This is a genomic window from Streptomyces sp. SS7 (assembly GCF_037993025.1).
Classification (GTDB): Bacteria; Actinomycetota; Actinomycetes; order Streptomycetales; family Streptomycetaceae; genus Streptomyces.
Map to the genome: position 1 here is coordinate 7,211,183 of NZ_CP141223.1, position 23,210 is coordinate 7,234,392.

Consider the following 23,210-nt stretch of genomic DNA (forward strand, 5'->3'; position numbering starts at 1 on the left):
CACGGCCGCCGGGCCCTCACTGCGAGCCGCGGAACTCCGGTCCTTCTACGATCAGTCCGGCCACCAGGGCGCCCGACATGCCCGCGTGGGGCAGTCCGCCCCCGGGATGCGACCAGCCGCCGACCGTGAACAGCCCGTGCAGACCGGTCGAGTTCGCCGGGTGCAGCAGCCGGCCCCCGGCCGCCGCCAGCGACGGCGCCGGGACGGCGCCGCCCGGGGCGCCCGTCTCCGCCGCGATGTCGGCGGGGGTGCGCACCTCCCGCCACAGCACCCGCTCGCGCAACCCCGGCACGGCCCGCTCGGCGGCGGAGACCAGCGCCTCCACGTGTTCCTCGCGCACCTGAGCCCCCGCGGGCACCGTGGCAGCGAGCGTGACCGTCTCGTGGTCGCCGTCCGGCACCAGCGCCGGGTCGCCGGGCCGCAGCACCGTGACCGTCGGCCGCGCGGGCACCGCGGGCGCTGTACCGAACAGGCTCTCCAGCTCGCCCTCGCGGTCCGCGGTGTGCACCACCGTCCGGTGCGCGGTCCCCTCCGGGCGGGCGCCGCGCAGCGCGAGCAGCACCGTCAGCCTGCTGGGCAGGCCCCGCTGGGACGGCACCTCGCCCTCGCCGCGCGCGGGCAGCCCCGCCAGGCCGCCGGGCGCGACCACGAAGTCCGCGTCCACCACCTCACCGCCGGCCAGCTCGACGCCCGTCGCCCGGCCGTCCTTCTCCCGCACCCGGACGGCGTCGGCGCCGAAGACGAACTCCACCCGGCGGGCCTCGCACCGCTCGTACACCGCGCGGGCCAGCTCCCGCAGACCGCCGCGCACGTACCACATGCCGAAGGCGTGCTCCATGTACGGCAGCACGGCCGCGCTCGCCGGGGCGCGGCGGGGATCCAGGCCGTACGCCAGCGCGTGCCCGTCCAGCAGGGCGGCCAGCCGGGGGTCGCGCAGCTCCTGGGCGCCCACCTCGGCGAGGGTGCCCGCGCGGCGGGTGCGCAGCAGCTTCCTGTGCGGCACCGCCGGGTACGGCTCCCGGTCGGCCAGGACCCGCCAGTTCGGCCACAGGGGCTCCTCCAGGAGGGGGCGGCGGGTGCGGTCCCAGGTCTCGCGGGCCCGGACCAGGAAGTCGCCCCAGGCGAGCCCCGCGCCCTCGCCGAGCGCCTCGTCCAAGGCGGAGACGACCCCCGCGCGCGAGGCGTTCGGCAGGGACACCTCGGTGCCGTCCGCGAACACGTGCCGGGCCGACGGATCGACCTGGACCAGCTCGACGCAGGCCTCCAGCGGCTCCTTGCCCGTCTTGACGAACAGGTCCCGGTAGACCGCGGGCAGGGGCAGCAGCCCCGGCCCGGTGTCGAAGCCGAAGCCGTCCCGCTCGAAGCGGCGCACCGCTCCGCCGTACGTCTCCGTACGTTCGTACACCGCCACCCGGTGGCCCGCGACGGCCAGCCGGGCGGCGGTCGCCATCGCGCCCAGCCCGGCGCCGATCACCGCAATCCGTGCCATGCCCGCGACTTTATCGGCCGCCACCGACAAGTACGGCGACGGAGGCGATGGTGACCACAGGGGCGCGGAGCGGCCTGGGGTTGAGCACACAGGCCTGAGTACACGTACCTAGTGGGTGAGTTGAGTACGCGCGCGGATGGGGGCCGACCGGCGCGGACGCGACAGTGGAGACACGGAAAAGGGGCGCGGCTCCGGCACCGGCGACACGGGGCGCCGGAACGGAGCGGCCCTCGCTCCGCTCCTTCCGCCGACCGCTCGGCGGGAGCGAGGCACGGGGGAGACCCGGGGGAACGACCGCACGGGGAACAACGGGGGAAACAGGGGAAGCGGGGGGAACGGGGGAGCACGGCGAAGCGCCGGTGCGTGGTGGCCCGCGGGGGACGCGGCCACGACGGACCGGCGCTTTCGTGTGCGCCCCGCCCTCAGCGGGGACCGCTCACCCGCCCCTGCAGCAGCCGGGACAGAGCGGAGTGGACGTCGTCCAGCGAGCGCTCCGGCTGGAACGCCTGCCAGTCCAGGGCCGCCACCAGGACCATCCCGACCAGCGCGGACGCGGTCAGCTGGACGTCGATCTCCTCGCTGAACTCGCCGTTCTCCACACCCGTGCGCAGCACGCCCTCCACGACGGCCACCGCCTGCTCGCGCACCACCATCAGCGTGGACTGCCAGGTCCGGTTGGTGCGCCACAGCTCGGCCACGTACAGCTGGGTGAAGGACGGGTAGCGCTCGATGAAGACGAGGCCCGCGCGGACCATCGCGTCCAGTGCGTCGACCTTGCTGCCGCCCCGTCGCTCGGTGTCCTCGGCGGCCTGTCTCAGGGAGGCCGTGAGCAGGCCCACCCCATGCCGCAGCAACTCCTCGAAGAGGACCGACTTGCTCGCGAAGTTGTAGTAGACCGTGCCCTTCGCGACGCCGGCCCGCTCGGCGATCTCGTCCACCGTGGTGGCGGAGAAGCCCTGTTCGGCGATGAGGGTGACGGCCGCCTCGTAGAGCTTCTGCCGGGTGGCCTCGCGGCGGGTGCGGCCGCCCGACGTGGTGCTGCTTTCCATGGTCCCGATTGTCACAGGAACCCGACCTCCCGTACGCCGCATCGTCACAGGCTCAGTTCCGGGTGCAGCCGGTCCAGCGTCCACACCTGGCGGCGGCGGGCCGACAGGGCGGTCAGCGCGAGCGCTCCCGCGGTGAACAGGACGAGCACCCCGCACGCGTGCCACACCGGTTGCAGACCGCCGCCCGTGATGAGCCTGCGCAGTGCCTCCACGACGTAACTCATCGGCAGCCAGGGGTGGACGGCGTTGAAGAAGCCGGGGCTCGTCTGCACCGGATAGGTGCCGCCCGCCGAGGTCAGCTGGAGCATCAGCAGCGCGAGGACGAGGATCCGGCCCGCCGCGCCGAAGCGTGCGTTGAGCCACTGCACGAGGGCCGCGAAGCACGCCGTGACGAGGAACAGGAAGCCCACCGTCCCGGCCGCGCGGGCCATCTGCAGACCGATCGCCCAGTGCAGCACGGCCATCAGCGCCGTCGTCTGGAGCACCCCGACGGCGACCACCGGCAGCCAGCCCGCCAGCGCGATCCGCCAGGCCGAGGCGCCCATGGCGAGGGCGCGCCGGTTCATCGGCGGGATCAGCATGTACGCCACCATCGCGCCCACCCACAGCGACAGCGGGATGAAGTACGGGGCGAATCCGGTGCCGTAGTTCGCCGCCTTGTGCAGGTCCTGGGCGGCGAGTCGTACGGGGTCGGCCATGACGGCGGTCCGCGTGTCGCGCTGCCGCTCGTCGTAGTCGGGGATCCGGGCGGCGCCGTCGTGCAGTCCGTCGGCGAGCTGTCCGGAGCCGTCGGAGAGCTTGAACATGCCGCCGGTGAGGTCCTCGGCCCCCGACCTGAGCCTGCCGACGCCCTGGTCCAGGGTGCCGGCGCCGGAGCTGGCCGTGCCGAGCCCGGTGTGCAGCTCCCGCGCTCCCGCGGCGACCTTCCGGGCGCCGGTGTTGAGGGCGTTGATCCGGGTCACGGCGTCGTCGAGGTCCTCGGAGAGGCGCGGGGCCCGGTCGGCGAGGGCCTGCGCCTGCTCCTGGAGCGTGCCGAGGTGGGCGCGCAGGGTCCTCAGGTCGCCGTCCTGGTCGGCGATCAGCGTGTTCAGGTCGTCCGCGATCGTGGCGACATCCCCGGCCGTGTCCCGGGCCTTCGCCAGGTCCGCGCAGGCGGGGTCCGGCGCCACCGGGTCGGCGCAGCGGGTCCGGTAGAGGGCGGCGAGCGTGTCCGCGGCGGTGTGCGCGCCCTCGGCGGCGGTCGGGGCGGCCTTCACGAGCGTGTCGAGGTGGGCGGCGACCGTCCCGGCGGAGTCCGCGACGAGCTGCGCGGTGTCGCCGATGGTCTGCTCGTTGTCCTTCAGGAAGGGACCCACCTTGCCCGCGACCCCGTTGACCCGGTCGGCGAGCGTCTGGGTGCCGTTCGCGACCTGTCGGGTGCCGTCCGCCAGGTCGCCGGACCCCGCGTCGAGCTTCTCCAGCCCCGTGGCCAGCGAGCCGCTGCCCTTCTTGGCCGCGGACAGCCCGTCGGCGAGGTCCTTGGACCCCTTCTCGGCCTTGCCGATGCCGCTGGTGAGGTCGTCGGCGCCGTCGGCCGCCTCCGCCGTCCGGCCGTGGAGGTCGGAGAACGAGACGAAGATCTTGTCCAGGAACGACCGCGAGGCCTTCGTGGAGGCCGCCGTGCGGACCTCACTGAAGACGGTCCGTGAGATCTGCCCGACGATGTAGTTGTTCGCGTCGTTCGTGCGCACCCGAAGGGCGCCGGTCTCCGGCGTGTCGCCCGCGCTGGAGGCGATCCGCGCGCTGAGGTCGGCGGGCATGGTCAGCGACAGGTAGTACGTGCCGTCCTCCACGCCCGCGCGTGCCTGCTCGGCGCTCACCTCGTGCCAGTCGAACACCTTGCTGTCCCGAAGCCCCCGGGTGATGTCGTCCCCGGCCGTGATCCGCTTCCCGTCGGCCGTCGCCCCCTTGTCGTCGTTCACCAGCGCCACCGGGATGCGGTCGAGCCGGCCGTAGGGGTCCCAGAACGACCACAGGTACAGCGCCCCGTAGAGCAGGGGCAGCAGCAGAAGCGCCACCAGGGCGGCCCGCGGCAGTTTCCCCCTGCCGAAGCGGCGCAGCTCAAGCGCGGCCAGTCGGGGCGAGCGCATCGGCCTTCTCCTTCTCGTCGGGTCCGGGGGCGGAGCCCTCGGTGGCGGGGCCTTCGGTCTCCGGGGCCCCGTCGCCGGGGGCGCGGGTGGACACCGCGGTGATCCCTTCGGGGGCCTCGGCGCAGACCGCCAGGACGGTGGTCCCGGACGCGGCGATCGCCCGCAACAGGTCCCAGACCGCGTCGCGTTCCGCCTCGGACAGCTTCAGGTCGGTGTCGTCGACGCCGAGCAGGGCCGGCCGTCCGACGAGCGCGAGGGCCACCGACAGCCGCAGCGCCTCGGTCCGTTCCAGATCGCGTACGGCGGTCCGGCCGCCCTTGGGCAGGGCCGCGCGGTCGAGACCGGCCGCCTCCAGCGCGGTGTCGGTCCGGAGCGCCGCCGCCGCGGCCCGCTCCGCGCGCGGGCGCAGCAGATCCCGTACGGATACGCCGAACCGCCGCTGGAGCAGGGCCCGTTCGCGCAGGTGCTCGTCGACGGTGAGTGCCGGGTCGAGGTCGGTGACGCCGGCGACATGGGCGAGCGCGCCGGTCCGGCGCACGGCCGCCGCGTGCTGCGGCAGCCGTGCCGTGCCCACGGTCGCCGTCCCCTCGGTGGTCCTCATCCGGCCGGTGAGCGCGAGGAGCAGGCTCGTGCGGCCGGAGCCGGACGGTCCCTCGATCGCGAGCAGCGAACCGGGTTCCGCGTCGAGGTCCACGCCGCGGAAGGCCCATCCCCGGGGGCCCTCGAGGCCGAGGCCTTCGGCTGTGATGCGGACGCCGCCCACAGTCCCCCCTACTTTTGAACTGACTGGTCAGTGCAAAAGTAGCCCGAACTTCCGATCGAAGCAAAAGGGCAGGTCAGAACGGATTGTCAGTGGCATACCGCACGATGGGCCCATACGGCACCACCGGACAGGGAGTGCCGTCACCCAGACGACAGGAGGTTCGTCATGGCCAGCTCCCACGCAGCCGCCGCACACCGGCGCCGCGCCACCGGCCCTGCCCCCTCACTGACCGGCCCGGCGAGCGACGTCCACCCCGTGCTGCGCCGCACCACGGCACCGCCCGCCGCACTCGACCTGCTCGCCCAGGCCCGCTCCGGCCTGGAGGAGGCGGCCGTCCTCGAAACGCCCAACGAGCGCTACGCCACGGCCCATCTCGCCGCCCTGCGCACCGCCGCCGCCGTCCTCGCCGCCCGCGGCCGCCCCGACCCCTCACCCCGCAAGCGGGCACGCATCCGCAGCGCCTGGGAGGTGCTGCCCGAGATCGCGCCCGAACTCACCGAGTGGAGCGCCCTGTTCGCCTCCGGGGCCCGGCGCCGCGCCCGGGCCGAGGCGGGCATCCAGGGCGCGGCCAGCCGCCGGGACGCCGACGACCTGATACGCGACGTGGCGATGTTCGTCCGCCTCGTCGAGCGCATGCTGGTCCTCCAGCCCGTCCTGCCCCAGCCCCGCCAGGACGGCGACGCGCCGGAGGGCAGGGCAGCGGGAGGGGCGATGCCGGACGCGGGCTGAGGGCGGAAGCGGTCCGGGCGCGGAAGCGGGCTGCGGGCGGAAGCGTCCGAGGGCGGGACCGGGCTCCGGTGCTGCTGGCCGTCGGTCGTCGCTGCCTTCGGGCGGCCGTGGCGGGCCGTCCCGCGGCGCCGGATCAGAGCCGGTCGGGGATGCCGGACTCGGCGGGACGCCGTGGCCGGTCCGGGCCGTGGAGGCAATAGGGTGGACGATGTTTGAAGCCTTCCCTCCGCCCGGCCCGCCCCGGTCGCGCCGGTCCGGGAGGCAGCCCGTTCGCTCCGCCGCGCAAGAGGCGGTGCCGCGCCGAGGAGTCAACCGCCGTGCCGGACCCGATCCGCCCCCGTGCCGCTCTCCGTACCGCCGTGGTCTGGGAGGTCCTCCAGGACGCCCTCGAGCGCCGGGTCAAGGCCACCGGCCGTGAGGCGCTCGACGTCCTCGACACCGGCGGCGGCAGCGGCAACTTCGCGGTGCCCGTCGCCCGCCTCGGCCACCGGGTCACGGTGGTCGACCCCAGCCCCAACGCGCTCTTCGCGCTGGAGCGCCGCACCGCCGAGGCCGGCGTCGCCGACCGGGTGCGCGGCGTCCAGGGCGACGCCCACGGCCTCTTCGACGTGGTCGAGCGCGGCGGTTACGACGCCGTCCTGTGCCACGGCGTCCTGGAGTACGTCGACGATCCCGCCGAAGGCGTCCGCAACACCGTGGCCGCCCTGCGCCCCGACGGCGTCCTCAGCCTCCTGGCCGCCGGTCTCGGCGGAGCCGTCCTGGCGCGGGCCCTCGCCGGGCACTTCAAGGAGGCCCGGCAGGCGCTCTCGGACCCGGACGGCCGCTGGGGCAGCGGTGACCCCGTGCCGCGCCGCTTCACCGCCGAGCAGCTCACCGGGCTCGTCGAGCGCGCCGGCCTCGGCGTCACCGCCGTGCACGGCGTACGGGTCTTCGCCGACCTCGTCCCCGGCGTCCTCGTGGACACCGAGCCCGGCGCCCTCGACGCCCTGCTCAAGCTCGAGGAGGCCGCCGCCGAACTCCCCGCCTTCCACTCCGTCGCCACCCAGCTCCATGTGCTCGGTGAGGCACGGGGGACCGAGGGGGCCTGAGCGCTCCCGGACCCCGCCCGCTGATCAGGGGCTTGGCGGCACATGGAGTACGCCACAGGCCCCCCGTTCGGGCGCGGTGCGCCGTATGATCGAGGGAGACCGCCCGGCATGACGGGTCGGCCGCCGGGGAATGGAAGCCTCAGCGGACCGGGACGCCCATGGCGGGCTCCGGTTGGCCAATTGGCGTAGAGGGGCGGGTTTCACGGGGGCGAATCCCTGCCTATCCTGAAGGGACCCCCGAGTCGCCCCGGCGACTGCACGATGAGGAGGACTCCGTGCCGCTCTCGGAGCACGAGCAGCGCATGCTCGAGCAGATGGAGCGAGCGCTGTACGCCGAAGATCCCAAGTTCGCGTCGGCGCTCGAGGGAAGCGGGCTGCGTACGTACACCCGGCGGCGGGTCTACCAGGCGGTCGCGGGCTTCCTCGTGGGTATCGCGCTCCTCATGGCGGGAATGGTCGCCAAGCAGGTGTGGCTCAGTGTCGTGGGCTTCCTCGTCATGCTGGGCTGTGCGGTGCTCGCGGTCACCGGCTGGCGCAAGGCGCCCAAGCCGGGCGAACACCCCGCGGGCGCGCAGCACACCCGCGGTCAGGGACGGCAGAAGCGCTCACTGATGGACCGGATCGAGCAGCGCTGGCAGCGCCGCCGAGACGAGCAGGGCGGCCACTGACCGGCCCCCCACCCCGGACGACGTCGAGGGGGTGACCACCCACCGGGTGGTCACCCCCTCGACGTATGCGCCTCTCGGCGTCTTCGTCCTCCGCGGCTCAGCTCTGCTGGCCCGAGGGGCGTCGGCGCAGCAGGCCCGCCAGCTGGGCCGCCCGGCCCGCCCAGGACGCCTTGAGGGCCGTCCAGCGGTCCGCGAGGTCCCAGACCGCCCGGACGGCCGAGCGGGGTGCGACGACCGCCCGCACCCGGGTGGTCCACCCGACCCTGGCCCGCAGCGCGGCCCGCACCCGGTGGACCTCCTGCGACAGCCCGGTCCCGGCGCGCGGGCGCGGAGCGAACAGCACCTGCTCCACGGCTCCGGCCACCCGGTGCACCGACCCGGCCGCCGACTCGTCCAGTTCCCCGATCCGCACGATCCGCGCCGCCGCCCGCCGGGGGGTCAGCGCGTCGTCCGGCTCGATGCCGTAGTCCCAGGCCGTGTCGACGAGCTCGCGCCAGACCGCCAGCACATGTGCCGTGGCGGCCTCGGCCGCCTCGTGGGACGGCTCGTCCAGCAGCACGGCGGGACCGGAGCCTTCCGCCGCGAGCCCCTCGGTGCCGCCCGCCGGACGCCGTCCCCGGGCCGCCACGGCCCCGGAGTGCCGGGCCGACGCCAGCCGCACCGACCGCCGCCGCAGCCGCCACAGCATCGGCAGCAGCGGCAGGGCGAGCGCCAGGGCGCCCAGCAGGATCCAGCCGACCGTCTGGTACAGCGGGGTGCCCCCGTCGCCCTGGTCCGCCTCGTCCAGCGGGAGCGCCGCACCGCAGCCGTCGAGCTTCTTGTCCTGCGCCGAGCAGCTCGTGCTCGCCGAGGGCGCCGCCGACGGGGCCGCGTCCGCCGACTGCGAGGACTGCGGCAGGTCGGGGGTGTCCGCGGTGGAGGAGTCCGGCACCGTGTACGACGGTGTCGTCCCGCGCGTCGGGGTCGGCTCGAAACGGGTCCAGCCCACGCCCTCGAAGTACAGCTCGGGCCAGGCGTGCGCGTCCTTCAGGCTCACCGCCACCGAACCGTCCGCCTGCGGCGAACCCGGCGCGAAGCCCACGGCGACCCGGGCCGGTATCCCCAGCGTGCGGGCCATCGCCGCCATCGCGAACGAGAAGTGGACGCAGAAACCCTGCTTGTCCCGCAGGAAGCGGGCGATCGCGTCCGGCCCGGAGCCGACCTCCACATCGGTGTCGTACTCGAAGCCGCCCGTCACCGCGAAGTAGTCCTGGAGCGCGACCGCCTTCGCATAGTCGCTGGTCGCGCCCGCGGTGATCTCCCTCGCCTGGCGCGACACCGCCTTCGGCAGCGATCCGGGCACCTTGGTGTACTCGTCCCGGATCGAGCTCGGCGCCTTCGGCGCCGCCTCCAGCTGCTTCGCCGTCGGCTGCACATCGAGGCTCGTCACCTCGTACGTCTTGCCGCTGGTGTCCTCGCCGTGGTCGCCGACGAGGGTCATGCCGACCGGTTCGTACCTCCAGTCGCCCTTGATCTTCACACCGCTCGGCGGGTACGGCATCGGCAGCCAGGCCTGGGCGTAGCCGGCGGCGGCCGAGATCCGGGTGTCGACCACCGCGCGCTTGATCCCCGGCCCCAGGCCGGAGGGCGTGGGGAACTCGTCCGGCACGGCGACGATGTGGCGCTTGGAGGGCTTCCAGGTGGTGCCGTCGAAGTCGTCCAGGGAGACGATCCGCAGATACATGTCCGACAGGTCGTCGGCGTTGGTGCTCAGCGTGAGGACCGTGCGGTCGTCGTTCACGTTCAGGCTGTCGCGCAGCGAGACCACCGGGTTGACCGCGGAGATCGTGCCCCCGCTGCCGTTGCCCGCGCCCGCGCCCGTCCCGGCGCCCGCCAGCAGGCCGCCCTCGATCGCGGGCAGCGGCAGCAGCGGCACCACCAGGGCCACACCCAGCGCTGCCATGCCGATGCGCCGCCCGGTGCGCACCGGAGCCACCGTCGCCGGCGGACCGCCCGCGGTGCGCGGGGCGCCGGCGAAGACCCGGCCCCACTGGGCGAGCCGCTCGCGGCCCTCGGCCAGCAGCAGCATCAGATAGCCGACCGCGGCGACCAGGAACCACACCCAGGCGCTCGGCCCGTTCGACAGGCCCGCGGCCACCGAGTACAGCGCGAGCAGCGGCAGACCGGCCGGCGCGGCGTTGCGGAAGGTCACCGCGAGGGTGTCCACCGCCAGGCCGATCACCAGCACTCCGCCGACCGTCATCAGCCGGATGCCGTCGGACAGGGGGGCGGGGATCGCGTACTGCCCGACGTCCTCGGCGCCCGCCCGCAGCAGCTCCCCGAGGTGCCGGACCGCCTCCGGGCCGGGGACGACGCCGAGCAGCGCCTGCTCCCGGGCGAAGACCAGGGTGAGCAGCAGCAGCGTGACCAGGGCCTGGGCGGCCACCGTCAGCGGCCGGGCCAGCGGCACCCGGCGGGCGGCCGCGCCCACCCCGGACTGGATCACCAGCAGCACCGCCGCCTGGAGGATCCAGGTCGCCGGGTCGACGAGGGGCAGCAGGGCGCACGACGCCATCAGTGTGGCCGCCGCCGAGCACAGTGTCAGCCGAGCCCGTCCGCTCATGATCCCGCCTCCCCCGCACGTGTCCCGCCCGCCATGACGACGCCCGCCCGCTCGCGGTCGGCCTGCCGCCACAGTTCGTTCAGCGAGGTGCCGCGCGGTACGCCGAGGACGGTCCAGCCCGCCTCGCGCAGCAGCCGCAGCCGCTCCTCCTGACTGTTCATCGTCCGGGCCATGCCGTCCGGTTCACGTCCCCAGGTGTCGCTGTCCAGCAGGAAGGCGACCGCGCCCCCGCTGCGCTGGCGCATCTTCGCGGCGATGGCCGCCTGTTCCTCGTCGATGTCGCCGAAGAACGCCACCAGCAGTCCCTCGTTGCCGCCGCGCAGCACGTCGTAGGCGCGCGACAGGCTCGCGCCGTCGGAGTGGTCGATCACCGCGAGGGTGTCCATCATCAGCCCGGCCGCGTCCGCCGACTCGCCGCCGGCCCCGGCGTACCCGTCGGCGCCCTCCCCGGGCACCGAGGTGCCGGTGTCCGTCAGCAGCCGCACCGAGAAGCCCCGCTCCAGCATGTGCACCAGGACGGACGCGGCGCCCGAGACCGCCCATTCGAAGGCCGAGTCCGGGCCGGCTCCCGCGTAGGCCAGGGCGCGGGTGTCCAGCAGCACCGTGCAGCGGGCCCGCTGGGGCTGCTCCTCGCGGCGCACCATCAGCTCGCCGTACCGGGCGGTCGAACGCCAGTGCACCCGGCGCAGGTCGTCGCCGTAGCGGTAGCCGCGCGGGATCACGTCGTCCTCGCCGGCCAGCGCCACCGCGCGCTGCCGCCCGTCGCCGTATCCCTTGGCCTCGCCGGTCAGCCGCACCGGCGGCAGCGCCTCCACGCGGGGGATCACCGTCAGCGTGTCGTACGTCGAGAAGGACCGGGTCAGTTCGCACATGCCGAACGGGTCGCTCAGCCGGAGCTGGAGCGGGCCCAGCGGATAGCGGCCGCGCAGATCGGAGCGGACCCGGTAGGACACCTCGCGCCGGCCGCCCGCCTCCACCCGGTCCAGGACGAACCGGGGGCGCGGGCCGAGGACGTAGGGCACCTTGTCCTGGAGCATCAGCAGGCCGGTGGGCAGCCGCGAGACGTTGTCCATCCGCAGATGGACGCGGGCCTCGTCGCCGGCCGGCACGCGCGCGGGGACCAGCCGGCGGCTGCCGGCGACACGGTAGCGGGTGCGGTAGACGACGGCCGCGCAGATCAGCGGCAGCGCGGCGAGCAGCAGCCCGACCCGCAGCAGGTTGGGCTGGCCGAGCACGTACGCGCAGACGGCGGCGGCTATGCCGGCCGCCAGGAAGGAGCGCCCGCGGGTGCTCAGACCCGCCAGGGCGGTCCGGGCGCCGCCCTTCTCCGGGCGGCTGCCCTGGGGCTGTCCGGTCCGGCCGGTCCCCCCGGTGGTCATCAGATCCTCCGCGGCGGCTGCTGCGGGTACGCGGGCGTGTTCTGGCCCAGAGCGCCGTAGGCGTGCTGCTGGCCGCCGGTGGGCACGGGGGTGCGCTGCAGGATCTCCTCGACGACCTGTTCCGCCGTACGGCGGTTGAGCTGGGCCTGCGCGGTGGGCAGCAGGCGGTGGGCCAGGACGGCCACGGCGAGGTTCTGCACGTCGTCCGGCAGCGCGTAGTCCCGGCCCGCGAGGGCGGCGGACGCCTTCGCCGCGCGCAGCAGGTGCAGCGTCGCGCGCGGCGAGGCGCCGAGTCTGAGGTCCGGGTGGGTGCGGGTGGCGCCGACCAGGTCGACGGCGTAGCGGCGAACCGATTCGGCTACGTGGACCGTGCGGACCGCGTCGATCAGCTTGACGATCTCGTGCGCGTGGGCGACCGGCTGGAGGTCGTCCAGCGGGCTGACCCCGCCGTGCACGTCGAGCATCTGCAGTTCGGCCTCGGCGCTCGGGTAGCCGATGGAGACCCGGGCCATGAAACGGTCGCGCTGGGCCTCGGGCAGCGGGTAGGTGCCCTCCATCTCGACCGGGTTCTGCGTGGCCACCACCATGAAGGGGCTCGGCAGCTCGTAGGTCTGCCCGTCGATGGTGACCTGGCGCTCCTCCAGGGACTCCAGGAGCGCGGACTGCGTCTTGGGCGAGGCCCGGTTGATCTCGTCGCCGATCACGATCTGGGCGAAGATCGCGCCCGGCTTGAACTCGAAGTCACGGCGCTGCTGGTCCCAGATCGACACGCCGGTGATGTCCGAGGGCAGCAGGTCCGGTGTGAACTGGATCCGCCGCACCGAACAGTCGATGGACCTCGCCAGCGCCTTGGCGAGCATGGTCTTGCCGACGCCGGGGACGTCCTCGATCAGAAGATGTCCCTCGGCGAGCAGCACGGTCAGCGAAAGCCGTACGACCTCGGGCTTGCCCTCGATCACTCCCTCCACCGAACTGCGGACTCGATCCACAGTGGCGGTCAGATCCGTGAGGCTCGCTCGCTCGTCATAGGTCGTCACCCGGCCCTCCTCGGCCCTTACATTCCTCCGGGCCGACGCTCTTCACCGCGAACCGGCCCACCCCGAATCACGTGCGCCACCCGTGAAATGTTCGGCGTGGCGTCACAACCGCATTCTTGCTGCCGTTACCGATTCGTGTCACTCGCCTGTGGACAACTGCCCGCGATATGTCGGTTCTATGACCTTTTGCGCATCGAGGCGGGGGGAAATCAACAGGTGAACGACAGCAGAAAGGCCACGGTACGCGCGGTCAGGCGGGGTCGATCTCGCGCAGCAGGCCCGTCCGCACGTCGAACACGAACCCGCGCACCTCGTCCGTGTGCAGCAGGAACGGCGAGGTGCGCACCCGCTGCATGGACTGCCGTACGTCCTGGTCCACGTCCCGGAACGCCTCCACCGCCCAGGCCGGACGCTGGCCGACCTCCATCTCCAGTTCGGTGCGGAAGTCCTCGGTGATCGCCTCCAGTCCGCAGCCCGTGTGGTGGATCAGCACGATGCTGCGGGTGCCCAGCTTGCGCTGGCTGATCGTGAGTGACCGGATCACGTCGTCGGTGACCACCCCGCCCGCGTTGCGGATCGTGTGGCAGTCGCCCAGCTCCAGGCCGAGCGCCGCGTGCAGGTCGAGACGGGCGTCCATGCAGGCCACGACCGCCACGTGCAGCACCGGCCGGGCGTCCATGCCGGGATCGGTGAAGGCGGCGGCGTACCGCTCGTTCGCGTCGACGAGACGGTCGGTCACCGTGCCGCCGGGTATGGCGCCTTCGGACTCGGTGGGTAGGGATGCGGAAGTCGTCATAACCATGACGGTACTGGTCACGGCCCTTGCGGTCCTGTTGTGAGAAGGGAAAAAGAGCGTCATCACGTCGTGCTTGTGAGGTAAGCCACAGGAGTGAGGTCGAGCCGCCCGGCCGGGTGAATTCCCCCGCCCCCGCGCTTCACCGCGGCGCCCGCCCGCGACGCGCAGGCCGGTTGATTGACCGCGAGTCACGGTGGACTAAAGTGACGCGAAGCGGGAGGCGGCGATCTCGACGGCGATCTCCCTGCTGGACTGACTTCCCCGCATGCCGCGGCAGGCCTTCCCCAGACGAGAGGGCGGGGACCCGGCGGTGCGCGTTCCCGCCGGATCTGAGAGGGCCCCGTGAGCCAGAGTCGACACGTCCCGGTGATGCTCCAGAGGTGCCTGGACCTGTTGGCCCCCGCCCTGCGGCGGCCCGGAGCCGTCGTCGTCGACTGCACCCTCGGCCTCGGCGGTCACAGCGAGGCCCTGCTGACGCAGTTCCCCGAGGTACGGCTCGTCGCCCTGGACCGCGACAAGGAGGCCCTGCGGCTCTCCGGCGAGCGCCTCGCCCCCTTCGGCGAGCGCGCCACCCTCGTGCACGCCGTCTACGACGAACTCCCCGACGTCCTCGACCGGCTCGGCCTCCCGCACGTCCAGGGCGTCCTGTTCGACCTCGGCGTGTCCTCCATGCAGCTCGACGAGGCAGGCCGGGGCTTCGCCTACGCCCAGGACGCCCCGCTCGACATGCGCATGGACCAGACGACCGGCATCAGCGCCGCCGAGGTCCTCAACACCTACGCGCCCGGCGAACTGGTGCGCATCCTGCGGGCGTACGGCGAGGAGAAGCAGGCCAAGCGGATCGTCTCCGCGATCGTCCGGGAACGCGCGAAGGAGCCGTTCAGCAACAGTGCCCGGCTGGTCGAGCTGATCCGCGGCGCCCTGCCGCAGGCCGCCATGCGCACCGGCGGGAACCCTGCCAAGCGCACCTTCCAGGCGCTGCGCATCGAGGTCAACGGCGAGCTGTCGGTGCTGGAGCGGGCGATCCCGGCCGCCGTCGAGGCGATCGACGTGGGCGGACGGATCGCCGTGCTGTCGTACCACTCCCTGGAGGACCGGCTGGTCAAGCAGGTGTTCGCGGCCGGCGCCGCCACCACCGCCCCGCCCGGGCTGCCGGTCGTCCCGGAGCGCTACCAGCCGCGGCTCAAGCTGCTGACCCGCGGTGCCGAACTTCCCACCGAGGAAGAGGTCGCCGAGAACCGGCGCGCGGCACCGGCCCGGCTGCGCGGGGCCGAACGCATCAGGGAGTCCATCGAATGAGGGCGCGGCGGGCGCAGGTGGGAAAACCGGACTCGGGGGAGGGCGAGTGAGCAGGAAACCCGAACTCAAGGGGAGGGCGGCCCGGCTGGCCCGGCTGTTCCCCGCGGGACCGCGCCAGGCGGCCCGCACCCCGTTCGTCCTCCTCGTCGTCCTCCTGCTCGGCGGCGGCCTGATCGGGCTGCTGGTGCTGAACTCCGCGCTCAGTGAGGGCTCGTTCCGGATGGGCGACCTCCAGCGGGACACCAAGAACCTCACCGACGAGGAACAGGCGCTCCAGCGCGACATCGACTCCTACTCCGCCCCGGACGCCCTGCGGCGCCGCGCCGGCGAACTCGGTATGGTCCCCGGCGGCGACCCCGCCTTCCTGGAGCCCGACGGCACCGTCAAGGGTGTCCCCTCGGCCGCGGCCGGGCAGTCCGCGCAGGGCGCCGCCGACGTCGTACGGCCGCCCGAGGCGATGACGCCGTCCCGGACGGTCGCCCCGCCCCCGGCGTCGCCCTCGGCCGCCCCGCCCGGCACTCCCGCGCAGAGCGCCCCGCCGGCTCCCACCACAGCCCTTCCCACGACCCCCGGCAGGTGACGGCAGTGTCCGACAGGGAACCGCCCCGCCGCCGCGTGCCCGGCCCCGCCCGGCCCTCCCGCCCCGCCTCCGCCCAGCGACGGCCCGGCCCCGGCGCCCGCCCGGCCCGCCGTCCGCCCGCCCCGCGCCCGGCGGCCCCGCGTGCCATCCGGCTCGGCAGCCCCCGCCCCCGGCTGCGCATGGTCGGCCTCGCCCTCACCCTGGTGATGGCCGCCTTCGTGGTGCGCCTCCTCCAGGTCCAGGCCGTCGACGCCGGCACCTACGCCGCCAAGGCCGACCGGAACCGGTACGTCGGCCAGGTGCTGGCCGCCGAGCGCGGCGAGATCACCGACCGCAGCGGGGTCGCCCTCGCCAGCAGCGAGGACGCCTACGACATCACCGCCGACCCGACGATGTTCAACCGCGAGCACCTGCGGATCGACGACGGCCCCGAGCAGGCCGCCGCCCTCCTCGCCCCGATCCTCGGCCAGGAGCAGTCCGCGGTCGTCGCCAAGCTCCGGCCCAGCAACACCAGGTCGCAGTACGCGCTGCTGGCCGTCCGGCAGACCCCGGAGGTCTGGAAGCAGATCAAGGACCTGCGCTCCGCGCTCGCCGCCAAGTCCCGCTCCGACGGCACCACGGTCAACGTCCTCGCGGGACTCTTCGCGGTCCCCAGCAGCAAGCGCGTGTACCCCAACGGCGACCTCGCCGCCTCCGTGCTCGGCTGGGTCAACGCCGAGGGCAGGGGCGGCGGTGGCATCGAGCAGCAGCTGAACTCCGTCCTGGCCGGCAAGAACGGCAAGATCCGCTACGCCCAGTCCGGCGGTCTCCAGGTCCCCACCGCCGGTTCCACCGAGACCCCCGCCGTGCCCGGCTCCGACGTCGAGCTCACGATCGACCGGGACATCCAGTGGGCCGCCCAGAACGCCATCACCGAGCAGGTCAAGGCGTCCAAGGCGGACCGCGGTTACGTCGTCGTCCAGGACACCCGCACCGGCGAGATCCTCGCCATGGCCAACTCGCCCGGCTTCGACCCCAACGACCTCACCACCGCCGACCCGAACGCCCTCGGCAACGCGGCCCTCCAGGACGCCTACGAGCCCGGCTCCACCGCCAAGATCATGTCGATGGCGGCCGTCCTCGAGGAGAACGTCGCCACCCCGCTCACCCATGTCGTCGTACCGAACCGGCTGCACCGCGGCGACCGGCTCTTCAAGGACGACATCGACCACCCGACCTGGAACCTGACGCTCAACGGCGTGCTCGCCAAGTCCAGCAACATCGGCACGATCCTCGCCACCGGGCAACTCGGCAAGACCCAGGCCGAGACCAACCGGGTCCTCTACTCCTACCTGCGCAAGTTCGGTCTCGGCAGCTACAGCGGACTCGGCTTCCCCGGCGAGACCAAGGGCATCCTCGCCGCGCCCGGCACCTGGTCCACGTCGCAGCAGTACACGATCCCTTTCGGACAGGGCGTCTCGCTCAACGCGCTCCAGGCCGCCTCCGTCTACTCGACCATCGCCAACGGCGGCGTACGGATCGAGCCGACCCTGGTGCGCGGCACCCAGGGCCCCGACGGCCGCTTCACCCCCGCCGCCGCACCCAAGAAGACCCGGGTGGTCAGCGCGAAGACGGCGAAGGCCCTCGCCCAGATGCTGGAGTCGGTCGTGGACGACCAGGAGGGCACCGGCACCAGGGCGCGCATCCCCGGCTACCGCGTCGCGGGCAAGACGGGCACGGCGAACCGCGTGGATCCGGCCACCGGCAAGTACAAGGGATACACGTCCTCCTTCGCCGGCTTCGCCCCCGCCGACCAGCCCCGGGTCACCGTCTACTGCGCCATCCAGAACGCCACCCAGGGCAGCTACTTCGGCGGCCAGATCTGCGGCCCCATCTTCAAGCAGGTCATGGAGTTCGCCCTGAAGACCCTCCAGATCCCGCCGACCGGGGCGAAGGCGGCCAACCTGCCCGTGACCTTCTCCCCCTGACGTCCCGCCCGCCCCGCCCATCGCTGTTCAGCGCCGAACCAGCCAGGAATCAGCCCGTGACCATGATCACTCCCGACCCCGGGAACCACGCGTCCCCCTCCGCCTCGCTTCGCCCGCAGGCGGGTGCGCCCGGTACGCTCACCGCCGTGCCACACGCTGATCAGTCCCAAACCACCCAGAAGGGCGCTTCCGTGACATACCCGGGACCGCCCAGGCCGGTTCAGGTCTCCGCCGCACCCCTCGCGGAGCTCGCCGACCAGCTGGGGGCCACCGCCGTGCGCAGCGAGGCGACCGTCACGGGCATCACCCACGACTCGCGCGCCGTCCGCCCCGGCGACCTGTACGCGGCCCTCCCGGGCGCCCGGCTGCACGGTGCCGACTTCGTCACCCAGGCCGCCGGCCTCGGCGCGGTCGCCGTGCTCACGGACCCGACCGGGGCCGAGCGCGCCGCCGCGACCGGACTGCCGGTCCTGGTCGCCGACGACCCGCGCGCGCGGATGGGCGAGCTGGCGGCCACGATCTACGGCCGCCCGGGCCGCGACCTGCTCCAGATCGGCATCACCGGCACCTCCGGCAAGACCACCACCGCCTACCTGGTGGAGGGCGGGCTGAAGTCGCTGAAGTCCACCGGGCTGATCGGCACGGTCGAGATGCGCATCGGCGAGGAGCGCATCAAGTCCGAGCGCACCACCCCCGAGGCCACCGATCTGCAGGCCCTGTTCGCCGTGATGCGCGAGCGCGGGGTCGAGGCGGTCGCCATGGAGGTGTCCAGCCACGCCCTCGTCCTCGGCCGGGTCGACGGCTGCGTCTTCGACATCGCCGTCTTCAACAACCTCAGCCCGGAACACATGGAGTTCCACTCCGACATGGAGGACTACTTCCGGGCCAAGGCGCGGCTGTTCACGCTTGAACGCAGCAAACTCGGCGTGGTCAACCTCGACGACGCCTACGGCCGCCGGCTGGCCGGCGAGGCCGAGGTCCCCGTCGTCACCTTCTCCGCCGAGGGGAACCCCGACGCCGACTGGCGCGCGACCGAGGTCCACATCGGCCCGATGGACTCGACGTTCACCGTCCTCGGCCCGGACGGGGTGCGGGTCGCCGCCAAGGCGCCGCTGCCCGGCGCGTTCAACGTGGCCAACACCCTCGCAGCCGTCGTCGCCCTCGCCGCCGCGGGACTCGACCCGCAGACCGCCGCCGACGGCGTCGCCGCCGTACCGGGCGTGCCGGGCCGCCTGGAGCGGGTCGACGCCGGCCAGCCCTACCTCGCGGTCGTCGACTACGCCCACAAGACGGACGCCGTCGAATCGGTGCTCAGGGCGCTGCGCAAGGTCACCAAGGGCCGGCTGCACGTCGTCATCGGCTGCGGCGGCGACCGGGACCGCACCAAGCGCGCGCCGATGGGCGCCGCCGCGGCACGGCTCGCCGACACCGCCGTACTGACCTCCGACAACCCCCGCTCCGAGGACCCCCTCGCGATCCTCGCGACCATGCTCGAAGGGGCCGCGTCGGTGCCCGCGCACGAGCGCGGCGAGGTGCTCCTGTTCGAGGACCGGGCCGCCGCGATCGCCGCCGCCGTCGCCCGCGCGCACGCCGGGGACACCGTGCTGGTCGCGGGCAAGGGCCATGAGCAGGGCCAGGACATCGCCGGAGTGGTCCGTCCGTTCGACGACCGCCAGGTGCTTCGCGAAGCTATCCAGCAGACCCAGGGATGAACTTGTGATCGCCCTCTCCCTCGCCGAGATCGCAGCAGTCGTCGGCGGGCAGACGTACGACATACCGGATCCGTCCGCGGAAGTCACCGGACCGGTCGTCCGGGACTCCCGCGAGGTGGAGCCCGGCAGCCTCTTCGTCGCCTTCGTCGGCGAACGGGTCGACGGCCACGACTACGCGGCCGCGGTCGTCGAGGCGGGCGCGGTGGCCGTCCTGGCCTCGCGCCCGGTCGGTGTGCCCGCGATCGTCGTGGACGACGTCCAGGCCGCCCTCGGCGCCCTCGCCCGGCACGTCGTGCACACGCTCGGCACGACCCTCGTCGCGCTCACCGGCTCGGCCGGCAAGACCAGCACCAAGGACCTCATCGCCCAGGTGCTCCGGCGCAAGGCGCCGACCGTCTTCACCCCCGGCTCCCTCAACAACGAGATCGGGCTGCCGCTGACCGCGCTGTCCGCGACCGAGGAAACCCGTTTCCTGGTCCTGGAGATGGGCGCCCGCGGCATCGGGCACATCCGCTACCTCACCGATCTGACGCCGCCGAAGGTCGGTCTCGTCCTGAACGTCGGCACCGCCCACATCGGCGAGTTCGGCGGCCGCGAACAGATCGCACAGGCAAAGGGCGAGCTCGTCGAGAGCCTGCCCCCGGCGGGCGACGGCGGTGTCGCGATCCTCAACGCCGACAACCCGTTGGTCCGGGCCATGGCCTCCCGTACGAAGGCGAAGGTGGTCCTTTTCGGAGAGTCCGGCGAAGCGGACGTACGGGCAGAGAACGTACGACTCACGGACAGCGGACAGCCCTCCTTCAGCCTTCACACACCCTCCGGGTGCAGCGATGTGACCATGCGCCTGTACGGTGAGCACCACGTGTCGAACGCGCTCGCCGCGGCCGCCGTCGCCCATGAGCTGGGCATGTCCGTAACAGAGATCGCCACCGCGCTCTCCGAGGCGGGCTCCCTCTCCCGCTGGCGGATGGAGGTCACCGAGCGCCCGGACGGCGTGACGATCGTCAACGACGCCTACAACGCGAACCCCGAGTCCATGCGAGCCGCTCTGCGCGCGCTGGCGGCCATGGGCAAGGGGAGGCGGACCTGGGCGGTGCTCGGCAAGATGGCCGAGCTCGGGGACGAGGCGCTCGCCGAGCACGACGCTGTCGGGCGGCTCGCCGTCCGGCTCAACGTCAGCAAGCTCGTCGCGGTCGGGGGCAGGGAAGCCGCCTGGCTGCAACTGGGCGCATATAACGAGGGTTCGTGGGGTGAGGAGTCGGTGCACGTGTCCGACGCACAGGCGGCGGTCGACCTGTTGCGCAGCGAGCTGCGCCCGGGGGACGTCGTACTCGTGAAGGCGTCCCGATCGGTGGGCCTCGAGAGCGTCGCGCAGGCGCTGCTCGCGACCGGTGCCGAGGGTGAGGTTTCCGCCCGATGATGAAGCAGATCCTGTTCGCGGGTGTCATTGGCCTCTTCCTGACGCTGATCGGCACGCCGCTGCTGATCAAACTGCTGGCGCGCAAGGGCTACGGCCAGTACATCCGCGACGACGGCCCGCGCGAGCACGCCAGCAAGCGCGGTACGCCGACCATGGGCGGTATCGCGTTCATACTGGCGACGGTCGCGGCGTACTTCCTGTCCAAGCTGATCACGGGCAAGCCGCCGACCTACTCCGGTCTCCTGGTGCTGGGCCTGATGTGCGGCATGGGCCTCGTCGGCTTCCTCGACGACTACATCAAGATCGTCAAGCGGCGCTCGCTCGGTCTGCGGGCCAAGGCGAAGATGGCCGGCCAGCTGATCGTCGGTATCGCCTTCGCGGTGCTGTCGCTGCAGTTCGCGGACTCCCGCGGCAACACGCCGGCCTCCACGAAGCTGTCGTTCATCACGGACTTCGGCTGGACGATCGGCCCCGTGCTGTTCGTCGTCTGGGCGCTGTTCATGATCCTCGCCATGTCGAACGGCGTGAACCTCACCGACGGTCTGGACGGTCTCGCCACCGGCGCCTCGGTCCTCGTCTTCGGCGCGTACACCTTCATCGGCGTCTGGCAGTACCAGGAGTCCTGCGCCAACGGCGAGACGCTGACGAACCCCAACGCCTGCTACGAGGTGCGCGATCCGCTGGACCTCGCGGTGGTCTCCGCCGCGCTGATGGGTGCCTGCCTGGGCTTCCTGTGGTGGAACACGTCACCGGCCAAGATCTTCATGGGCGACACCGGTTCGCTGGCGCTCGGCGGTGTCCTCACGGGCCTCGCCATCTGCTCCCGCACAGAGCTGCTGGTGGCCATCATGGGCGGTCTGTTCGTCCTCATCACCATGTCGGTGGTCATCCAGGTCGGCTCGTTCCGGCTGACCGGGAAGCGGGTCTTCCGGATGGCACCGCTCCAGCACCACTTCGAACTCAAGGGCTGGTCCGAAGTCCTGGTCGTGGTCCGGTTCTGGATCATCCAGGGCATCTGTGTGATCGTCGGACTGGGCCTCTTCTACGCGGGATGGGCAGCAGACAAGTGACCGATGGGCAGGGGCTCTCCTGGGAGGGCAAGCACGTCACCGTCGCCGGACTCGGGGTCTCCGGCGTCCCTGCGGCCAAGGTGCTGCACGGACTCGGCGCCCGGGTCACCGTCGTCAACGACGGCGACGACCCGCGCGCGCGTGAGCAGGCCGCCGCACTGGAGGCGCTCGGCGTCACCGTGCGGCTCGGCGACGGAGCGACCCTGCCCGACGGCACCGACCTCATCGTCACCGCCCCCGGCTGGAAGCCCGACAAGCCGCTCTTCGCGGCCGCCGCCGAAGCCGGCGTGGACGTCTGGGGGGACGTCGAGCTGGCCTGGCGCCTCAGGGGCCCGGGCGCAGCCCCTTGGCTGTGCGTCACCGGCACCAACGGCAAGACGACCACGACCCAGATGCTGGCCTCCATCCTGAAGGCGGCCGGACTGCGCACCGCGGCCGTCGGCAACATCGGCGTCTCGCTGCTCGACGCCGTCCTCGGGGACGAGGAGTACGACGTCCTGGCCGTCGAACTGTCCAGCTACCAGCTGCACTGGGCGCCCTCCCTGCGGGCGCACTCGGCGGCCGTGCTGAACCTCGCCCCCGACCACCTCGACTGGCACGGCTCGATGGAGGCGTACGCGCGCGACAAGGGCCGCGTCTACGAGGGCAATCGCGTCGCCTGCGTCTACAACGTCGCCGACAAGGCCACCGAGGACCTGGTGCGCGAGGCGGACGTCGAGGAGGGCTGCCGGGCCATCGGCTTCACCCTCGGCACCCCGGCACCGTCCCAACTCGGCGTGATCGACGGCATCCTGGTCGACCGCGCGTTCGTCGAGAACCGGCAGAAGAACGCCCAGGAACTCGCCGAGGTCACGGACGTCACCCCGCCCGCCCCGCACAACATCGCCAACGCCCTCGCCGCGGCGGCCCTCGCCCGCGCCTTCGGCGTGCCTCCCAGGGCCGTACGGGACGGCCTGCGGGCCTTCACCCCGGACGCCCACCGCATCGCCCACGTGGCCGACGTGGACGGCGTCGCGTACATCGACGACTCCAAGGCCACCAACACCCATGCCGCGGAGGCCTCGTTGGCGGCGTATCCGTCGATCGTGTGGATCGCCGGCGGGCTCGCCAAGGGCGCGACCTTCGACGAGCTCGTCGCCAAGTCCGCCCCGCGGCTGCGCGGGGCCGTCCTGATCGGCGCCGACCGCGCGCTGATCGCCGAAGCCCTCGCGCGACACGCCCCGGAAGTACCCGTCGTGGACCTCGACCGGACCGACACTGGGGCGATGCTCGCGGCTGTCCAGGAGGCCCGGCGCCTCGCCCGCGCGGGAGACACGGTCCTGCTCGCCCCGGCCTGCGCCTCCATGGACATGTTCGTCAACTACAACCAGCGCGGGGACGCGTTCGCCGAGGCGGTGCGTGAACTCGCCTGACGGCGGGTCGTTTGGAGGGCG

Annotated in this window: 18 protein-coding genes; 10 read left to right on the forward strand and 8 right to left on the reverse strand. The window is 73.1% G+C overall.

Annotation, left to right across the window (positions count from 1 at the left end):
• Window positions 1-16: 16 nt before the first annotated feature.
• The 4 genes from U5640_RS33105 to U5640_RS33120 all read right to left on the reverse strand — a co-directional run bounded on the left by U5640_RS33105 (window position 17) and on the right by U5640_RS33120 (window position 5,430).
• Complete coding sequence (locus tag U5640_RS33105) at window positions 17-1,489, reverse strand: NAD(P)/FAD-dependent oxidoreductase (RefSeq protein WP_340380705.1); 1,473 nt, start codon at window positions 1,487-1,489, stop codon at window positions 17-19.
• 422 nt (window positions 1,490-1,911) lie between these two features.
• Entirely contained in the window at window positions 1,912-2,538 is a 627-nt protein-coding gene (locus U5640_RS33110) for a TetR/AcrR family transcriptional regulator (RefSeq protein ID WP_340380707.1), read from the reverse strand.
• Window positions 2,539-2,582: 44 nt separating this feature from the next.
• On the reverse strand, window positions 2,583-4,667 hold the full coding sequence (locus U5640_RS33115; RefSeq protein WP_340380709.1) for a YhgE/Pip domain-containing protein: 2,085 nt from the start codon (window positions 4,665-4,667) through the stop codon (window positions 2,583-2,585).
• Entirely contained in the window at window positions 4,639-5,430 is a 792-nt protein-coding gene (locus U5640_RS33120) for an ATP-binding cassette domain-containing protein (protein WP_340380711.1), read from the reverse strand. Before U5640_RS33120 ends, U5640_RS33115 begins: the two co-directional genes overlap by 29 nt.
• 165 nt (window positions 5,431-5,595) lie before the next feature.
• Here U5640_RS33120 and U5640_RS33125 point away from each other — a divergent pair, with 165 nt between their 5' ends.
• From U5640_RS33125 to U5640_RS33135, 3 genes are all read left to right on the forward strand, one after another.
• Window positions 5,596-6,159 carry an SAV_6107 family HEPN domain-containing protein gene (locus tag U5640_RS33125; RefSeq protein WP_340380714.1) on the forward strand — a complete coding sequence of 188 codons (564 nt, stop codon included), beginning with the start codon at window positions 5,596-5,598 and terminating at the stop codon, window positions 6,157-6,159.
• Window positions 6,160-6,476: 317 nt separating this feature from the next.
• Entirely contained in the window at window positions 6,477-7,247 is a 771-nt protein-coding gene (locus tag U5640_RS33130) for a methyltransferase (RefSeq protein ID WP_340380716.1), read from the forward strand.
• Window positions 7,248-7,522: 275 nt separating this feature from the next.
• On the forward strand, window positions 7,523-7,915 hold the full coding sequence (locus tag U5640_RS33135; RefSeq protein WP_340380718.1) for a DUF3040 domain-containing protein: 393 nt from the start codon (window positions 7,523-7,525) through the stop codon (window positions 7,913-7,915).
• 97 nt (window positions 7,916-8,012) lie between these two features.
• Here U5640_RS33135 and U5640_RS33140 read toward each other — a convergent pair whose 3' ends face one another.
• The 4 genes from U5640_RS33140 to U5640_RS33155 form a co-directional block, all read right to left on the reverse strand.
• The gene (locus tag U5640_RS33140) at window positions 8,013-10,517 is read right to left on the reverse strand and encodes a DUF3488 and transglutaminase-like domain-containing protein (RefSeq protein WP_340380720.1); all 2,505 of its coding nucleotides are present in this window, start codon (window positions 10,515-10,517) and stop codon (window positions 8,013-8,015) included.
• Window positions 10,514-11,896, reverse strand: coding sequence for a DUF58 domain-containing protein (locus tag U5640_RS33145; protein ID WP_340380722.1), 1,383 nt, complete (start codon window positions 11,894-11,896; stop codon window positions 10,514-10,516). Before U5640_RS33145 ends, U5640_RS33140 begins: the two co-directional genes overlap by 4 nt.
• Window positions 11,896-12,933, reverse strand: a complete 1,038-nt coding sequence (locus U5640_RS33150) for a MoxR family ATPase (protein ID WP_340380724.1) — start codon at window positions 12,931-12,933, stop codon at window positions 11,896-11,898. Before U5640_RS33150 ends, U5640_RS33145 begins: the two co-directional genes overlap by 1 nt.
• A 250-nt stretch (window positions 12,934-13,183) precedes the next feature.
• Window positions 13,184-13,729 (reverse strand): carbonic anhydrase, encoded by a 546-nt coding sequence (locus U5640_RS33155; protein ID WP_340380726.1) that lies wholly within the window; start codon window positions 13,727-13,729, stop codon window positions 13,184-13,186.
• A 342-nt stretch (window positions 13,730-14,071) separates the two neighbouring features.
• Between U5640_RS33155 and rsmH the strand changes: the two genes are divergently transcribed.
• From rsmH to murD, 7 genes are read left to right on the forward strand one after another with little or no spacing between them, the layout of a single operon-like run.
• Window positions 14,072-15,028: a 16S rRNA (cytosine(1402)-N(4))-methyltransferase RsmH gene (gene rsmH, locus U5640_RS33160; RefSeq protein ID WP_340380728.1), complete on the forward strand. Its 957-nt coding sequence runs from the start codon at window positions 14,072-14,074 to the stop codon at window positions 15,026-15,028.
• 46 nt (window positions 15,029-15,074) lie between these two features.
• Window positions 15,075-15,608, forward strand: a complete 534-nt coding sequence (locus tag U5640_RS33165) for a septum formation initiator family protein (RefSeq protein ID WP_340380730.1) — start codon at window positions 15,075-15,077, stop codon at window positions 15,606-15,608.
• A gap of 5 nt (window positions 15,609-15,613) precedes the next feature.
• Window positions 15,614-17,575, forward strand: coding sequence for a penicillin-binding protein 2 (locus U5640_RS33170; RefSeq protein ID WP_340380732.1), 1,962 nt, complete (start codon window positions 15,614-15,616; stop codon window positions 17,573-17,575).
• Between the two features lie 56 nt (window positions 17,576-17,631).
• Window positions 17,632-19,287: a UDP-N-acetylmuramoyl-L-alanyl-D-glutamate--2,6-diaminopimelate ligase gene (locus tag U5640_RS33175; protein ID WP_340380734.1), complete on the forward strand. Its 1,656-nt coding sequence runs from the start codon at window positions 17,632-17,634 to the stop codon at window positions 19,285-19,287.
• 4 nt (window positions 19,288-19,291) lie between these two features.
• Entirely contained in the window at window positions 19,292-20,707 is a 1,416-nt protein-coding gene (gene murF, locus U5640_RS33180) for a UDP-N-acetylmuramoyl-tripeptide--D-alanyl-D-alanine ligase (RefSeq protein WP_340380736.1), read from the forward strand.
• Window positions 20,704-21,777: a phospho-N-acetylmuramoyl-pentapeptide-transferase gene (mraY, locus tag U5640_RS33185; protein ID WP_067245222.1), complete on the forward strand. Its 1,074-nt coding sequence runs from the start codon at window positions 20,704-20,706 to the stop codon at window positions 21,775-21,777. Before murF ends, mraY begins: the two co-directional genes overlap by 4 nt.
• On the forward strand, window positions 21,759-23,189 hold the full coding sequence (murD, locus tag U5640_RS33190) for a UDP-N-acetylmuramoyl-L-alanine--D-glutamate ligase (protein ID WP_340380739.1): 1,431 nt from the start codon (window positions 21,759-21,761) through the stop codon (window positions 23,187-23,189). The genes mraY and murD overlap by 19 nt, the downstream gene beginning before the upstream one ends.
• Window positions 23,190-23,210: the final 21 nt, after the last annotated feature.

Bases quoted from the DNA above. Each gene is read 5' to 3' on its own strand.
- murD (WP_340380739.1), top strand. From the start codon at position 21,759: ATGGGCAGCAGACAAGTGACCGATGGGCAGGGGCTCTCCTGGGAGGGC.
- U5640_RS33105 (WP_340380705.1), bottom strand. From the start codon at position 1,489: ATGGCACGGATTGCGGTGATCGGCGCCGGGCTGGGCGCGATGGCGACC.
- U5640_RS33125 (WP_340380714.1), top strand. From the start codon at position 5,596: ATGGCCAGCTCCCACGCAGCCGCCGCACACCGGCGCCGCGCCACCGGC.
- mraY (WP_067245222.1), top strand. From the start codon at position 20,704: ATGATGAAGCAGATCCTGTTCGCGGGTGTCATTGGCCTCTTCCTGACG.
- U5640_RS33155 (WP_340380726.1), bottom strand. From the start codon at position 13,729: ATGACGACTTCCGCATCCCTACCCACCGAGTCCGAAGGCGCCATACCC.
- U5640_RS33115 (WP_340380709.1), bottom strand. From the start codon at position 4,667: ATGCGCTCGCCCCGACTGGCCGCGCTTGAGCTGCGCCGCTTCGGCAGG.
- U5640_RS33140 (WP_340380720.1), bottom strand. From the start codon at position 10,517: ATGAGCGGACGGGCTCGGCTGACACTGTGCTCGGCGGCGGCCACACTG.
- U5640_RS33145 (WP_340380722.1), bottom strand. From the start codon at position 11,896: ATGACCACCGGGGGGACCGGCCGGACCGGACAGCCCCAGGGCAGCCGC.
- U5640_RS33110 (WP_340380707.1), bottom strand. From the start codon at position 2,538: ATGGAAAGCAGCACCACGTCGGGCGGCCGCACCCGCCGCGAGGCCACC.